The following is a 15,761-nucleotide window of genomic DNA, read 5'->3' on the forward strand; positions in this document are numbered from 1 at the left end:
CATTCAATCAGCCGCAAGCGGCGCACGGGCAGTGGGGTAGTAGTCGCGGAACCAGGCGATGAAGCGGCCCAGTCCTTCATCCAGTTCTATCCGGGGCTGGAATCCGGTGGCCTGGGCCAGATCGCTGGCCTCGGCGCAGGTGTTGAGCACGTCGCCCGGTTGCAGTGGCAGCAGCTCGACAATGGCTTGCTGATCGAGATGTTTTTCCATCAGCGCGAGGTAGGTTTTCAGCGCAACCGGCTGCTGCCCGCCGATGTTGAACAGGCGCCACGGCGCCATGCTGCTGGCCGGGTCGGGCTGCTCGCGATCCCACTGCGGATTGGCTTGTGGTGGCTGATCGATGAGGCGGGCGATGCTTTCGATGATGTCGTCGATGTAGGTGAAATCGCGCTGGTGCTCGCCGTAATTGAACAGCTTCAGCGGCTCGCCTTCGCTGATCGCCCGGGCGAACTGGATCGGCGACATGTCCGGCCGCCCCCAAGGCCCGTACACGGTGAAAAAGCGCAGGCCGGTGCAGGGAATGCCGAACAGATGGCTGTAGCTGTGCGCCATCAGTTCATTGGCTTTTTTGGTCGCGGCGTACAGCGACAGCGGATGGTTGACGCCATCCTTGACCGAGTAAGGCGTGTGTTGATTGGCGCCGTACACCGAACTCGACGAGGCGTAGATCAGGTGTTCGACCGGGTGGTGGCGGCAGCTCTCGAGAATGTTCAGGAAACCGTTGAGGTTGCTGTCCAGATACGCCCGTGGATTGTCCAGCGAATAACGCACCCCGGCCTGCGCGGCCAGATGGATCACCACTTGTGGCTGCTCGCGGGCAAACAACGCGTCGATCGCTGAAGCGTGGGCCAGATCCACCGTCGCCAGCGGAAAATCGCCGACCTGCTCGCGCACCCACTGCACGCGATCGTGCTTGAGCTGCGGGTCGTAGTAGTGATTGAAATTGTCCAGGCCGACCACCGAATGCCCGTCGCGCAGCAAGCGCAGGACGCAATGGGCACCAATAAAACCGGCGGCACCGGTCACCAGAATTTTCATGGGCGTAGCCCTTCAGGGGCGATGTGGCGCAGGCCGATGCCGCTGTAATGCAGGCCGGCGGCGGCAACCTGTTCCGGGTTGTACAGGTTGCGCCCGTCGATGATCACCTTCGAACGCAGCTTCTCGGCGAGCAGTTCGAAATCGACTACGCGGAAGTTTTTCCACTCGGTGCAGATCACCAGCGCGTCGGCGTCTTCAAGGGTGTCGTCGCGGGTCGCGCACAAGTGCAGGTCGTTGCGATAACCGTAGATGCGCCGGCACTCGGACATGGCTTCCGGATCATAAGCCTGCACGCTGGCGCCTTCGGCCCACAACGCGTCCATCAGGTAACGGCTGGGGGCTTCGCGCATGTCGTCGGTGTTCGGTTTGAACGCCAGGCCCCAGACGGCGATGGATTTGCCGGCCAGGCCTTGCGGAAACTGCGCGCGCAATTTGCTGAACAGGATGTGCCGTTGGCTGTCATTGACGTCGGTGACGCTGCGCAGCAGTTTCAACGGCATGCCGTTGTGTTCGGCGGTGTGCAGCAGGGCACGCAGATCCTTGGGAAAGCACGAGCCACCGAAGCCGCAGCCCGGATAAATGAAGTGGTAGCCGATGCGCGGGTCGGAGCCGATGCCTTTACGCACCGCTTCGATGTCGGCGCCGAGCAGTTCGGTGAGATTGGCCAGTTCGTTCATGAAACTGATGCGGGTGGCGAGCATCGCGTTGGCCGCGTACTTGGTCAGCTCGGCGCTGCGGTTGTCCATGAACATCAGTTTTTCGTGGTTGCGGCAGAACGGCGCGTAGAGCTCGCTCATCTGCTCGCGGGCAGCGTCGTCGCGGGTGCCGATGATGATCCGGTCCGGGCGCATGCAGTCGGCGAGGGCGCTGCCTTCCTTGAGAAATTCCGGATTGGAAACCACGCGCACCTGCAGCTCGGTTTTGCCGCGCAAAAGCAATTCGCTGTTGGCCGTGGCCAGGACTTGATCGGCAGTCCCGACCGGCACCGTGGATTTGATGATCAGCGTACGATCGGCCTCCATCAGACCGGCGATCTGCCGGGCGACGTTGAGTACATGGCTGAGGTCGGCTGAGCCGTCTTCGTCCGCCGGGGTGCCGACGGCGATGAAAATCAGCTCGGCGTGAGTCACCGCATCACTGGCCTGAGTGCTGAACAACAAGCGCCCGGCCTTGATGTTTTCTTCAAGTGTTGCGGACAGGCCTGGCTCACTGATAGGCGGTACCGCTTGTTGCAATTGTTTGATCTTGTTCGGATCAATATCAATGCATAAAACCCGATGGCCGACATCGGCAAGTGCAGCGGCTTGTATAAGTCCGACATAGCCAGTGCCAAATACGCTCACGTCCATCTGCGCACCTCAATAAAACCAGAAAAGTTAACTACGGAATGAGATTGTTAAAGGGGTATAGCGCAGGGTTTGAAAAGCGTGTCAGCAAAATGACATGTTGCACGGGTATAACACTTGAGGCGTTTTTGGCGATTGGCCATCAAGTCATTGCTGCGATTGAATTTGTTGTTTCTTTGCAGATTTGTTCAGATTCCATTTAACCGACAGACGGTCTAAGTCCCCGAAATTAAAGGCTTTAATCCCCGCAGGTGTGTCAGATTTGAGTCACCGTTTTTTTGACGCTTTACCCGGCTATCAGTCATTTCTTGCGCTTTGATGGCCGGGTGCTAGTGTCAGGTTCTGACCGACAAAGCTTTGACAACTTCCCATTTCGGACGGCCGGTATCGCTATGTTCAAATACGCCAAGGAACTGCTCTTAGTTGCCTATCTGTTGCTCTTTTCCGACTATTACCTGGATCGGTTAAATGCTATCGGGTGGGGTTTGAATGTACTTGTTTTTGGCGCGATGTTTTTGGCGCTTACTTTCGCGTTATATCTAACTGCCTATATACGTCAGGCTCTCGTTCGACATGCATTCGCATTAACGATGTTTGCCGCAGCGGTTTTTTTTGATGTTTACACGCGGGTCACCGCGGATTACCTGAGGTACAGCGATTTTGTCTCGCTGGTGTACTCCGGCGGCTTCATTCAGGAAGCCGCGTATCAGTACCGCGACGCGATCCTGCGCGCGCTGCTCAGTGGCTTGCTGCTGTTGTTCGGCATCGGACTCAAACCGCGTCATGCGCTGTTCTTTCCCAACACGTTGCGAGTCGCGGCGCCCCTCGTCGGCGTATTGATGCTCAGCGGATTGCTGTTTCTACGAGCGGGTGAGGGCGCACGTGGGTTGCCGATCATGTACACGCCGCTGGCCTACCTGAACCTGTTTGCCTACGAAGCGCTGCATGACACCGTCGGCCCCCGTGAAGCGGTGACGCTTGCGCGCGCCACGCCTGCCGTCAGCCACGATATCGTGCTGATCATCGACGAAAGCATTTCCGGAAATTATCTCGACATCAACGCGCCGTTCGGCGTGCACAGCAACCTCAAGCAAGCGCCGGCCGGGGTCGATGTCTTCAACTTCGGTTATGCCGCGTCCATTGCCAACTGCAGCGCCGACACCAACGTCACCTTGCGCTACGGCGGCACCCGCGCCGATTACAGGCGCATCAACAGCACGTTGCCGTCGATCTGGCAGTACGCGAAGAAGGCCGGGCTCGGCACGGTCTACATCGACGCCCAGCGCACGGCCGGCAACCTGCAGAACCTGATGACCGCCGCCGAGAAAAACGACATCGACAGTTTCGTGCAATTCGACCAGACCAGCGTGCGCGACCGCGACATGGCGGCAGCGGCGAAGCTGATCGAACTGCTCAACGACAATCGCCCCGAGCTGATTGTGATCAACAAGGTCGGCGCGCATTTTCCGGTGCATGACAAATACCCGGACGCGTTCATGGCCTACCGGCCGACGCTGCCGCGCGGGCAGTTCACCGAAGTCGCCGACACTGGTGAACGCCCCGGTTTCAACGGCCAGCCGGACGACTGGGTGCTGTATCGCAACGCCTACAAGAACACGCTGTTGTGGAACGTCGGCGAGTTCTTCGCCCGGGTTTTCGCCCAAGCCAATCTGGACAATGCGCTGCTGATCTACACCTCCGATCATGGCCAGGATCTGCATGAGCGCGGCAATCCGGGCTTGAATACCCACTGCGGCGGCGACCCGGTGGAAGAGGAGGGGCTGGTGCCGCTGGTGGTGATTCAGGGTAGTGGCCTCAGGACGCCGGACTGGGCGGCGAATCTGCCGGCAAACAAGGACCGCTCCAGCCACTACAACATCTTTCCGACACTGTTGCAGGTGATGGGCTACGACTTGGCCGCGATCGAAGCGGTGTATGGCAAACCGCTGAGCGTGCCGACGGCGGATGAGTTCACTTTCAACTACCGCTTCAATGCGCGATTGGGGGCCAAGCCTGAGTGGAAGCATATCGATCTGGGCAGCATCGTGACGCCTGAGCGGGCGCCGGCGAGTGTGGCTTCGGGGCAGTGAGTTTTTGATTGCTCGGGCGGGCCTCTTCGCTGGCAAGCCAGCTCCCACAGGGTTCGAGGTTGTTCACAAATCCTGTGTCAGCACTGGCCTCTGTGGGAGCTGGCTTGCCAGCGATGGGGCCAGCACTGACACCAGCCAATTCAAAGCTTCAGCCACCGCGCCCGATACTCCCCAGGCGCGCACCCCAGCCAACGCGCGAAAGCCCGGTTGAATCCCTGCACATCGCTGTAACCCAACCGATCCGCCACTTCGACCAGTTCCAGCGCCCCGGACTGCAACAGGTCCTCGGCCCGATAGCGCCGATGCTCATCAAGCAGTTCGCTGAAAGTCCAGCTCAACGCCTTCAAACGCCTTGCCGCCGTGCGCTCAAGCACATGCTGTGTAGCACAGAACTGCTGCCAATCCGCTGAAGCCAGATCTTCGATCAGATAATCGCTGAGCTGTCCGAGCAAGGTCGATTCACTGAGACGTCGGGTCTGCTCCAGCAGATCGACAAGCGTTGTTTCCAATGCCGGATTGCCCGGTGTCAACGGCATCACGAACAGCTGCGGATCCAGATAAATCGCCGCGCATGATTGCTCTGCGCTCACCGGGGTGCGCAATGCCGATTCATGTTCCTCGCGGCTGGCCGACACCAGCGCCACACCCAGCACCGGATCACGATTCACGCCGCTGGCGAGCAATTTGCGTCGCACCAGGCTGCACAGGCTGACGAGTAGGTAGTCGGTCAGCGCCGCCGGAGGACCAAGACTGCCGGCTTCGACCAGACGCAGTGTTACGCCGCCATCTTCACGCAGGATTTGCACACGGAAATGTCCGTTGAAAAACGCGAAGTACTCGGCGAAAAACTCACAGGCACGTTCCAGCGACACGGCGACATCGAACAGATAGGTCAGTCCATTGGTGGCCGTCGAAACGAAGCGTTCACCCGCCGCCAGACCGATCAGTGGATCCCCGCTCTGTTCCACGGCAAACGCCCAGAAGCGCCGCGACATCAGCAGCGGCATGCGCGTGAACGGCGTGCGCAGATCGAACAGGCTGCGGCGCAGCTGCGCTTCGATTGCGCCTTGGGTAACGCCGCGCGCGAGCAATTCTTCAATGGCCGGCAGCAGGGTCGGCGCGTAAAAAGCGTTGACGGGTTGCGGATCGATTTTGCTCATGTTGTGCGCGCGTCTCCCGTCGCTCCGTTAGCCGCCAGCAAACGCTGATCGACGCTGAGGATCGCCTCGATCATCGCCCGCGCTGCTGGCGTCAGGGTAAAGCCGGCGCGGCTGACGATGCCGTAACCCAGTTGCAGCGCAGGCTCGTCATGGGGGACGTCGACAAAGTCGAGCAGCTCGATCAGGCCTCGATCAAGTTGTTCACGCAAGGCCTCAAGCGTGGCGAGCCCCACCGCGTCTGAACGCAGCACTACGCGCTGGATCGCGTCAAATTGTGCGCACTCGACGCTCGGGGTGAAGTCCTGCTCACCGAGGATATCGGCGAGCACCTTGCGGATCATCGGTGGAATGCGCGTGCCGACGATCGGGTAATCGAGCAGGGCGCGCAAGCGCAGGTCTCGTTGCGCGGCAAGCGGATGGCCGGCGCGACAGAAAAACCGTCCCGGCCGCGTGCGCAGCAGGTGCACCTCATACTGCGGATCGCTGACGAAGTGCCGCGCATCGGCGACGAAAAACTCGATCTGCTGCTCGCGCAACCACAGCGACAATTGCTGCCAGTCGCCCTGATGAAAGCGCGTACGAATTGCCGGATGCGCCTGAATGAAATCGGCCAGCGCTTCCGGCACCAGCACTTGCGCCGGATACGGGCCGCAACCGAATTGCAGTTCGCCGCCGGTGAGGCCGTTGTATTGAGTCAATTCGTTGTGCAATGCCTGACTGCCAGCGAGCAGGCGCCGCGCGTGCTGCAGCACCAGTTCGCCTTGCCCGGTCAGGCGAAACTCACGGCTGCTGCGCTCGACCAGTTCGCAGCCGAGATCCCGTTCCAGAGTCTGGATGCTGCGGCTGAACGCCGGTTGGCTGAGGTTGATCGCCTCGGCGGCGCGACCGAAGTTGCGGTAATCAGCGAGGGCGACCAAATGGCGAAGCTGGCGAAGATCCATCATGCGTCTCCTGCATTTTGTTAATACTTTTAATGCATTGGATCGATAGCACGTCCGCTGGCATAAGTACACGCCTGTTCTTCGATGGCACGCCTTCATGTCTCAGTCTCTGTTCGCCTCCAGTGCGTTTACCCGCACGATTCTCGCGCATGCTCGCCAGTCCGGACTGTGCCCGCAACGCTTGATGGCGCGCGTCGGGATCTGCCCGTCTGTGCTCGCCGGGCAGCCTCAATTGATCGCCGCACAAGCGCTTGAACGGTTGTGGCGTGAGTGTGAATGGGCCGGGGTAGCGCCGACGTTTGGCTGTGAACTGGCCGACGGGATGGCGACCGATTGCCTGCAAGGACTGAATATTCTGCTCGACTCGTCCGCGACCTTGCGGGCCAGTCTGAAGTGCTTCATCGACTGCTTGCCAAGGGTGATCAATTACGTTGCGGTGGAACTGGTCGAGGCGGGCGATTTCGCTCATTTGCGCCTGCGTTCGCAGCAGGGGCAGTTGCATCATTTCGCTCTGGATGCGGCAGTGATAACGCTGGTGCGCAACATTGCCCGTCGATTGGGCGGGGCGCCTGGAGATTCGTTTGTGAGTGTCAGCCTGCGCCCGGCGCAAATGGCCGGTGGCTGGCTGCGTGGAGTGGGTATCGCGGTGGAGCAGGGCGAGCATCTGTGCCTGATCTTGCCGCGCTCCAGGCTCGATCAGGCCTTGCTGGGCGCCAACCCGTTTCTGCATCAGAGCATGCTGCGTCACTGGCACGCTGAAACTCGCGCACCTGCGCGTGAGGACAATCTGACAATGGCGCGGAACTGGCTGACGGCGGGTGATCAACCGATCGAACGGATAGCTGAGCGGCTGGGTTATCGCCAGCCGAGCAATTTTATCCGCGCGTTTCGCAAACAGTTCGGGATTACGCCGAAGCAGTTCAGATTGAATCCCGGTCAGGCATGAGGGGCGTTTGGCCTAAGGCGTGACGATATTGAACTGCGGCCCGAACGTATCCAGGCTGCCCATCAATAATCCGAATTTCTGACCATTGCCCTGCAACTTCACCAGTCCTTTTTGCATCGCTGTCGGGAAGTCCAATTGCTTCAGGCTGATCTTCTCCAGCGTATCGCGGCTCAGGCTGACCCTCGCATCCGCCGCCGGATTCAGACCGGCGCGGTGAGTCAGCACGCCGTTGCGCAAGGTCAGGGTGAAATCCTTTTGCACATCGTCGAACGTCCAGTTCAGCGTCAGGTCATGGGCCACGGCTTTGTCGCTGTCCAGGCGTACCGCGAGGTAGTCGAAGAACATTTCCGGACTCATCGCCCGGACCATGTCCACCGATACGGTATTGGCAGACTGCGGTGGTACGCCGTTGCGCAGTTCCATCGCACCGGTCAGGTACATGTTGCGCCAGGTGGCGTTCTCGCTTTGATAACCCAACTGCTCCAGCATCTCGGCTTGAGCGTTGCGGGCATCCGCGTTGTCCGGATCGGCGAACAGCAACTGGTTGCCCAACTGCGCGGCCCATCGGTAGTCAGCGCTGGCCATCGCACTGCGCATTTTTTCCAGCACCGACGCGGCACCGCCCATGGCCTCGACCGAGCGTTTAGCCGCATCGACCGGCGGCAGCGGGTTGAGGTTGGCCGGGTTGCCGTCGTAGAAACCCATGTAACGCTGATACACCGCGCGCGTATTGAAACTCAGCGAGCCGTAATAACCACGGGTGTACCACTTCTGATCGAGCGAGCCGGGCAGTTTTTTGATTGCTTCGGCAATTTCCAGCGGCGTCAGGCCCTGGTTGAGCAAGTGCAGGGTGCGGTCGTTGATGAACGCGTACATGTCGCGCTGATCGGCGAGCAAAGTACGAATGCGCTCGCCACCCCAGGTCGGCCAGTTGTGTTGGGCGAACAGCACGTCGGCCTTGTCACCGTAGCGCATGAGGCTGTCGTCGAGGTATTGCGACCAGGCTTTGGCATCACGCACTTGCGCACCGCGCGGGGTGAGGATGTTGTGCATCATCTGCGTGGCGTTTTCGGCCATGCACAAGGCTTTCAGCTGCGGTAGATAAAGGTTCATTTCCGCTGGCGCTTCGGTGCCCGGGGTCAGCTGGAATTCGACTTGCAGGCCAGCGATGGTGCGGGTTTCCAACGGCTCGGCAATCAGATCGGTAGGCGCGATCAGTGTGACCGTGCCACCGCTGGGCGCGCTTTTGCCGAGGCCAGCGTCGACCTGGCCGTTTTCACTGCGCGGCAACAGGCTGCCGAACTGGTACTGCGCGCGGCGGCTCATGGCGTTGCCGGCCATGACGTTCTCGCTCATCACGTGTTCCATGAAGCCGACCGGCGCGTAGACCTTGACCTTGCCGGACTTGACATCGGCCTCGTCGATCACCCCGCGCACGCCGCCGAAATGATCGACATGGGTGTGGCTGTAGATCACCGCGACGACCGGTTTGCGCGGGCGATGGGCGTAGTACAGATCCAGCGCCGTCCTGGCGGTTTCGGCCATGGTCAGCGGATCGATGATGATCAGCCCGTCGTCACCTTCGATGATGGTCATGTTGGCCAGGTCGAGGCCACGCACCTGATACAGCTTGGGGCTGACCTCGAACAGACCGGCGTGGGCATTGAGCTGGGCCAGCCGCCACAGGCTCGGATTGACCGATTCCGGCGCCTTGTCTTTGGCGAGGAAATCATAGGCATTGACGTTCCAGATGACTTTGCCGGCGGCATCCTTGATCTGGCCCTTGAACGGTGCGATCCAGCCTTTGCTGACGGATTCGAAATCGGTGCGGTCGCTGAAAGGCAGGGTTTGCAGCACGGCAGCGTTGCTTGCAGCGGTTTGCACGCTCGGCGCCACCGGACCGTCAGCAGCGAGCAACGGTTGGCTCAGGCAAGCGGTGATCAGGCAGGTCAGCAGGCCGCGCGGGCTCAGGTTGAAACGGGGCATGGGTGTCTCCGGTTTTATTATCGTTATGGCCGAACAGCCAGCAGCTTAAGGCGCGGCGCTAGGTTGACGATGATCATCAGCGGACAAAAACCATTCAGGGCCGCTATCCTAGGCCCAGGTTCACTGATCGGGTTTGCCCATGCTTGAGGTTCGCGACGTTTTCAAAAGCTATGCCACGCCACAGGGATTGTTGCCGGTGCTGCAAGGCGTCGACCTGACGCTGGAGGCCGGTGGCAGCCTGGCGCTGATGGGCGAATCGGGCAGTGGCAAAAGCACGCTGCTGCATCTGGTGGCGGGGCTGGACAAGGTCGACAGCGGCAGTATTCGCAGCGGCGAACATCGTCTGGAAGCCATGAGCGAAGCGCAACTGGCCAACTGGCGACGCACGGAAATCGGTCTGGTGTTTCAGCAGTTCAACCTGATCGGCAGTTTGCGCGTGGAAGACAATCTGGCCTTTCAGGCGCGCCTGGCCGGGCGCCATGAGCCGCGCTGGCAAGCGCATCTGGTGCAGCGTCTGGGTCTGGGCAATCTGCTCTCGCGTTATCCCGAGCAACTCTCCGGCGGTCAGCAGCAACGAGTCGCATTGGGCCGCGCATTGGCCTCGCAGCCGAAATTGCTGTTGGCCGATGAACCCACCGGCAGCCTCGATGAAGCGACCAGCGATGAAGTGCTGCGGCTGTTGCTGGAATTGCTCGATGACACGCCGACGACCCTGCTGATGGTCACCCACAGTCAGCGCGTCGCGGCGCGATTGGCCCAGCGTGTGGTGTTGTCGAACGGGCGGGTCGCCTGATGATCTGGCGGCAAACCCTGCGCGCGCTGCTCAGCCACTGGCGGCGCCATCCCGTGCAGTTTTTCAGTGTGCTGACCGGGCTGTGGTTGGCCACTAGTCTGCTCACTGGCGTCGAGGCGCTGAATAGTCAGGCGCGCGACAGCTACGCGCGGGCCAGCCAGATGATCGGCGGCGAACCGCAAGCCAGCCTCAGCACGCCAAATGGGGCACTGTTTCCCCAGCGCTGGTTTATCGAATTGCGCCGTCAGGGCTGGCCGGTGTCGCCGGTGTTGCAGGGCCGGCTGACGCTCAAGGGCCAGGAAGATCAACGCATTCAAGTGATGGGCATTGAGCCGGTGTCGCTGCCGTCGGATTCCGCAGTAGCCGGGCAGGCGATGCCGATCGAGCGCATCGTCGATTTTTTCAGCCCGCCGGGCAGCACCTGGATTTCTCCGGACACCCTGCAAATGCTCGGCTTGCGCGAAGGTGATACACCGCAAAGCGTAAACGGCCAAACCCTGCCGCCACTGCTCGCGCAGAAGGACATGGCGCCCGGCCTCTTACTGGTCGACATCGGCGTAGCGCAGCGCCTGCTCGAACAACCCGAGCAATTGTCGCGACTGCTGCTACCCAAGGACTTTCATCAAGACTTACCGGCCAGTTTCACCGATCGCTTGCAGCTCAAAAGCAGCGGCGAAGAAAACAATCTCGCGCGGCTGACCGAGAGCTTTCACCTCAATCTCGATGCCCTTGGATTTTTGTCATTTCTGGTCGGCCTGTTCATCGTCCACGCCGCCATCGGCCTCGCTCTGGAACAGCGCCGAGGCTTGCTGCGCACCTTGCGCGCCTGTGGCGTCAGTGCACGAATGCTGATCGCATGTCTGGTGGTTGAACTGGGTGTGCTGGCGCTGATCGGCGGATTATTCGGTGTGATCAGCGGCTATTGGCTGGCCAGCGTGCTGCTGCCGGACGTCGCCGCCAGCCTGCGCGGGTTGTATGGCGCGGAAGTAGCGGGGCAGTTGCGTTTGAGTCCCTGGTGGTGGTTCAGCGGCATCGGTCTGAGTCTGCTCGGCGCGTTGCTGGCCGGGGCCAACAGTCTGCTGCGGGCGGCGCGCCTGCCGTTGCTGGCGGTGGCCGATCCGCAGGCGTGGCATCAACAGTATTCGCGCTGGTTGCGCCGACAGGGTTGGCTGGCGACAGCGCTGCTGACAATTGCGCTGGCGGCGCTGATCTGGGGCGACAGCCTGAGCAGCGGTTTTGTGCTGATGGCCGGGCTGTTGCTCGGTGCCGCGCTGGCCTTGCCGGTGTTGCTCAGCGCGTTGTTGAACCCGTTGCTCGGGCGCAGTCGGTCGGTGCTCGGCCAATGGTTTCTCGCCGACTGCCGCCAGCAATTGCCAGCCCTGAGTCTGGCGCTGATGGCGCTGCTGTTGGCGCTCGCCGCCAACATCGGCGCCGGCAGCATGACCGCCGGTTTTCGCCAGACCTTCAACGACTGGCTCGAACAACGCCTGAGCGCCGAGTTGTACATCAACCCGGCCAATCCGGCGCAGGCCCGCGAGATGCACAGTTGGCTCAGGCAGCAGCCCAACGTGACCGCTGTGCTGCCCAACTGGCAGGTTTCGGTGACGCTGCAAGGCTGGCCGGCCGATGTCTACGGCATCATCGACCACTCCTACTATCGCCAGCATTGGCCGTTGCTCGACAGCAGTGGCAGCGATCCGTGGGGCAAACTGGCCACGGATGATGCGGTGATGCTCAGCGAACAACTGGCGCGACGCCTGAAAGTGAAGCCGGGCGAGCATCTGAACGTTCCCACGCCGAACGGCACATGGTCGCCGCGCATCGTCGGCATCTACGCCGACTACGGCAATCCGAAGGGTCACGTGCTGATCAGCAGTGAGCACCTGCTGCGCGGCTGGCCGCAACTCACGCCGAACCGCTTCAATTTGCGTATCGACCCAGCGCAGATTCCGGCGCTGCTCAACGCCTTGCAGGCGCGCTTTGCGCTGGATGACAACCGCATCGTCGATCAGGCGCGGCTCAAGGGCTGGTCGGTGCAGGTCTTCGAACGCACCTTTGCCGCGACGGCGGCGTTGAACAGCCTGACCTTGGCCGTGGCTGGCGTGGCGCTGTTCATCAGTCTGCTGACCCAGAGCCAGAGTCGCCTCAGTCAGCTCGCACCGCTGTGGGCGCTGGGCGTGACGCGCAAACAATTGATGCTGCTCAACCTCGGCCAGACCTGGCTGCTCGCTGTATTGACGTTGCTGTTGGCGCTGCCGCTGGGCATTGCTTTGGCGTGGTGCCTCGATGCGGTGATCAACGTGCAGGCGTTCGGCTGGCACTTGCCGCTGCGGGTGTTCCCGTTGCAGTTGCTGCAACTGATGGGCCTGGCCTTGCTGGCGACTCTGTTGGCTTCGGCATGGCCGCTGTATTCGCTGTACCGCACACAACCGGCGGACTTGCTGAGGACGTTTGCCCATGAGGATTAACAGCGTCGTGCTGATGCTGGTGTTGTTGCTGAGTGGCTGCGATCAGTCCGCACCCGAGGAAAAGGGTTTTGCCGGCATGGGCGATCAGGCGCAATCCTTCACCCCGGTGGTGCCCGGTCGGGTATTCAGCTTCCCCGCCGATCATGGCGCGCATGATGGTTTTCGCATTGAGTGGTGGTACGTCACCGCCAACCTCAAGGATCAGCAGGGCAATGACTTCGGCGTGCAATGGACGCTGTTTCGCAGCGGCCTGAAACCCGTCGCCGAGCAGGCCGGTTGGGGCAACCAAACGATCTGGCTGGGCCATGCGGCAGTCACTTCGCGCGCGGTGCATCATGCCGCCGAGCGCTACGCCCGGGGCGGAGTAGGCCAGGCTGGTGTGCGCTTGGCGCCGTTCGAGGCGTGGATCGACGACTGGATGTTTGCCAGCCAGGCGCAGGATCCGTTGAGCGATATGCAACTCAGTGCTCGTGACAAGAATTTCGCTTATCAACTGCGCCTCACCTCCAGCCGACCGCTGGTGCTGCAGGGCGACAACGGTTTCAGCCAAAAATCCGAAGAAGGCCAGGCGTCGTATTACTACAGCCAGCCATTTTTCCAGGCCAGCGGCACGCTGCAGATCGACGGCCAGACCTACACCGTCAGCGGCCCGGCGTGGCTCGATCGCGAGTGGAGCAGTCAGCCACTCACCGCCAATCAGACTGGCTGGGACTGGTTCTCGCTGCATCTGGACAGCGGCGAACATGTGATGCTTTACCGCATGCGGCAGAAGGACGGCGCGCCTTATCTGACCGGCACCTGGATCGCCGCTGACGGGCAGATTCAGACATTGCGCAGCGAGCAGATCAGCCTCGTGCCGCAGGATACGGCTAAGGTTGCTGATCGACCGATGCCGGTGAAATGGTCGATCCGCATTCCAGACAAGAAACTCGATATCAGCGTTGACGCGATCAACCGTAATGCGTGGATGAATTTGCGTATCCCGTACTGGGAAGGGCCGGTGAAGATTGATGGTAGCCATCCTGGCCAAGGCTATCTGGAAATGACCGGGTATTAACGGTAGGTGCAGTTTCCCTGTGGGAGCGAGCTTGCTCGCGAAGGCTTTTTGTCGAGCGATGATTTGTTCTGCTTGACCGGGTACATATCCGTTGCTGCGGTAACGGCTGCTTAGGGTTTCGCCCTTACGGCGACTTACTTTTTTACAAGCGCCAAAAAAGTAAGCAAAAAACGCTAGCTCCTACGTTCGGCCCTCGCAGGCTCGGGTTCCTTCGCTGCGGGATCGATCCGGGCGCAGCGGCTACGGTTTGCTTCGCTGCACCTCCTTCCGCTGTGTCTGGCTTCGCCAGACGGTCGCTGCGCTCCCACGCCCGGATCAATCCCTCCACTCAGCCTTCCGACGTCGCCGGTGGATCAAGATCAAGATCAAGAGCAGGCGAGCTGACACTCCGCCTATAGGTGAACGTGGGACTGTAGGAGCTGCCGAAGGCTGCGATCTTTTGCTTTTGCTCTTGCTCTTGTAGGAGTGAGCCTGCTCGCGATAGCTATCTCAAAAACACCGATGAATTACAGCTTAATCCCAATCCCTGTGGGAGCTGGCTTGCCAGCGATGGCGTCAGCAAGGTCACCACTAATCAAACCGCTCGGAACTCTCCCTTCGCCAATACGCTCTACCCAGAAACCCGCCATTTTCGGACTCACCCATGAGCGACGACGTGCAACTCCCGGACCTCAACACCTGGCAACGCCTGTTCGACGATCAGACGCTTTGGCAGCAATCGCCCGACGCTCACTATTTCGATCTGCAGCGCATCGCCGATGACCTGCTCGGCCAAGGCGCAATCGATCTTGAGCAATGGCAGTTGATGCGCGCCAAAGCCGATGATCTGCACAAGCAGTCACCCGAGGTCAACGTCGCCCGCGAACTCGACGATCCCGAAGCCTGAGGACTCCTGCCATGAATACCACCAACAACCAGAACGACAACCCGGACGAACCACGCCCGGCCGGTGAAACCGAGCGCGACAATGATGCCTTGCGCCCGACTGATCCCAAGCAGCGACAGGACAGCGGCAAAGGCACCCCGAGTGGCGAATCCACCGCCCAGGAGACTGCCAAGCCACACACCCGAGGGCCACAAACCCAAGTCAAGCCCTGAACAGCGTCTATGCTCACTGGCACGCCTGCTGCTGAAGTCGTTTCGGTGGCGGGCGTCGCCATTTCATCACAGGGAAAGTAATGCATATGAAGCTCGACGCTCTGGCCAAGGCCATTACCCTCGCAACGCTGCTTTCTGTCACGAGTTTCGGCGCTCTGGCTGCCGACATTCCGTTATCCGCCGTCGTTGAGGCCGATTCCGTTACCACCAAAGTGCTCGCCGTCGACCCGGCCAATCACCAAGTCGTGCTGGAAGGCCCTGAGGGACGTCAGGCCCACGTTCAGCTCAGCGACAAAGCGAAAAACCTCGCCAATCTCAAGGTGGGGGACCTGGTGAAGATCGAAGTGCAGCGGTCTGTCGCCGCTTATCTCGACACCGATGTAGATAAAGGTCTGCCAGGCACCACCGAGCGCACTGGCGAACTGCGCAAGGCTCCGGGCAGCGATAACCCGGGCGGCGAGGCCTATCGTCAGGTTCAGGTGCAGCTGAAAATCAGCAAAATCGATTTGAAGACCAATCAGGTCACCCTCCAAGATCCGTCCGGACAATCGAAGACGCTCGATGTGAAGAAGCCGGAGATTCAGGCCAAGTTGAAAGATCTGAAAGTAGGGCAGAGCGTTATTGTCACTTACACCGATATCCTGAAAGTGACCAGTCAGCACGATAGTTGAGTATTAACTCTACAAGTTTATTGCTCTTGTACAACTTTATGTATGAGAGCAATCATATAAAGTTTTTTGTAAGACAATTCCCGGGATAAATCGGTAAAACACAGTTTTTAACTTTTCAGTGCAAAAATTTCATGTTTGCCCATGACGACAGGTCCACTTGTTTGAAT

General features: G+C 60.3%; 13 protein-coding genes. 8 read left to right on the top strand and 5 right to left on the bottom strand.

Annotation, left to right across the window (positions count from 1 at the left end; genetic code table 11):
• Positions 1–3 precede the first annotated feature (3 nt).
• Positions 4–1,038 carry an NAD-dependent epimerase gene (locus BXA01_RS26405; protein ID WP_076567416.1) on the bottom strand — a complete coding sequence of 345 codons (1,035 nt, stop codon included), beginning with the start codon at positions 1,036–1,038 and terminating at the stop codon, positions 4–6.
• Positions 1,035–2,387: a UDP-glucose dehydrogenase family protein gene (locus BXA01_RS26410; RefSeq protein ID WP_071171772.1), complete on the bottom strand. Its 1,353-nt coding sequence runs from the start codon at positions 2,385–2,387 to the stop codon at positions 1,035–1,037. The genes BXA01_RS26405 and BXA01_RS26410 overlap by 4 nt, the downstream gene beginning before the upstream one ends.
• A gap of 389 nt (positions 2,388–2,776) precedes the next feature.
• On the opposite strand from BXA01_RS26410, the gene BXA01_RS26415 reads away from it, so the two are divergent.
• Positions 2,777–4,474 carry a sulfatase-like hydrolase/transferase gene (locus BXA01_RS26415; protein ID WP_076567419.1) on the top strand — a complete coding sequence of 566 codons (1,698 nt, stop codon included), beginning with the start codon at positions 2,777–2,779 and terminating at the stop codon, positions 4,472–4,474.
• 140 nt (positions 4,475–4,614) lie between these two features.
• On the opposite strand, the gene BXA01_RS26420 is transcribed toward BXA01_RS26415, so the two are convergent.
• Positions 4,615–5,634, bottom strand: a complete 1,020-nt coding sequence (locus BXA01_RS26420; protein ID WP_076567421.1) for an AraC family transcriptional regulator — start codon at positions 5,632–5,634, stop codon at positions 4,615–4,617.
• Positions 5,631–6,575: a LysR family transcriptional regulator gene (locus BXA01_RS26425; RefSeq protein WP_076567423.1), complete on the bottom strand. Its 945-nt coding sequence runs from the start codon at positions 6,573–6,575 to the stop codon at positions 5,631–5,633. Before BXA01_RS26425 ends, BXA01_RS26420 begins: the two co-directional genes overlap by 4 nt.
• A 97-nt stretch (positions 6,576–6,672) precedes the next feature.
• On the opposite strand from BXA01_RS26425, the gene BXA01_RS26430 reads away from it, so the two are divergent.
• Entirely contained in the window at positions 6,673–7,521 is an 849-nt protein-coding gene (locus BXA01_RS26430; RefSeq protein WP_076567425.1) for a helix-turn-helix domain-containing protein, read from the top strand.
• Between the two features lie 12 nt (positions 7,522–7,533).
• Here the strand turns inward: BXA01_RS26430 and BXA01_RS26435 are convergent, their stop codons facing one another.
• Positions 7,534–9,507, bottom strand: coding sequence for an alkyl/aryl-sulfatase (locus BXA01_RS26435; RefSeq protein ID WP_076567427.1), 1,974 nt, complete (start codon positions 9,505–9,507; stop codon positions 7,534–7,536).
• A gap of 139 nt (positions 9,508–9,646) precedes the next feature.
• Between BXA01_RS26435 and BXA01_RS26440 the strand changes: the two genes are divergently transcribed.
• From BXA01_RS26440 to BXA01_RS26465, 6 genes are all read left to right on the top strand, one after another.
• Complete coding sequence (locus tag BXA01_RS26440) at positions 9,647–10,300, top strand: ABC transporter ATP-binding protein (protein WP_076567429.1); 654 nt, start codon at positions 9,647–9,649, stop codon at positions 10,298–10,300.
• Positions 10,300–12,768: an ABC transporter permease gene (locus tag BXA01_RS26445; RefSeq protein ID WP_442961857.1), complete on the top strand. Its 2,469-nt coding sequence runs from the start codon at positions 10,300–10,302 to the stop codon at positions 12,766–12,768. Before BXA01_RS26440 ends, BXA01_RS26445 begins: the two co-directional genes overlap by 1 nt.
• Positions 12,758–13,825 (top strand): lipocalin-like domain-containing protein, encoded by a 1,068-nt coding sequence (locus tag BXA01_RS26450; protein ID WP_076567433.1) that lies wholly within the window; start codon positions 12,758–12,760, stop codon positions 13,823–13,825. Before BXA01_RS26445 ends, BXA01_RS26450 begins: the two co-directional genes overlap by 11 nt.
• Before the next feature lie 643 nt (positions 13,826–14,468).
• On the top strand, positions 14,469–14,711 hold the full coding sequence (locus BXA01_RS26455; RefSeq protein WP_076567434.1) for a hypothetical protein: 243 nt from the start codon (positions 14,469–14,471) through the stop codon (positions 14,709–14,711).
• Positions 14,712–14,722: 11 nt separating this feature from the next.
• Positions 14,723–14,923: a hypothetical protein gene (locus BXA01_RS26460; protein WP_041478610.1), complete on the top strand. Its 201-nt coding sequence runs from the start codon at positions 14,723–14,725 to the stop codon at positions 14,921–14,923.
• Positions 14,924–15,009: 86 nt separating this feature from the next.
• Positions 15,010–15,594 carry a hypothetical protein gene (locus tag BXA01_RS26465; RefSeq protein ID WP_076567437.1) on the top strand — a complete coding sequence of 195 codons (585 nt, stop codon included), beginning with the start codon at positions 15,010–15,012 and terminating at the stop codon, positions 15,592–15,594.
• The last annotated feature ends 167 nt before the right edge of the window (positions 15,595–15,761 follow it).

Origin of the sequence: Pseudomonas sp. B10, from assembly GCF_900156235.1 — a bacterium.
In the GTDB taxonomy this organism is placed as follows: Bacteria; Pseudomonadota; Gammaproteobacteria; order Pseudomonadales; family Pseudomonadaceae; genus Aquipseudomonas; species Aquipseudomonas siliginis.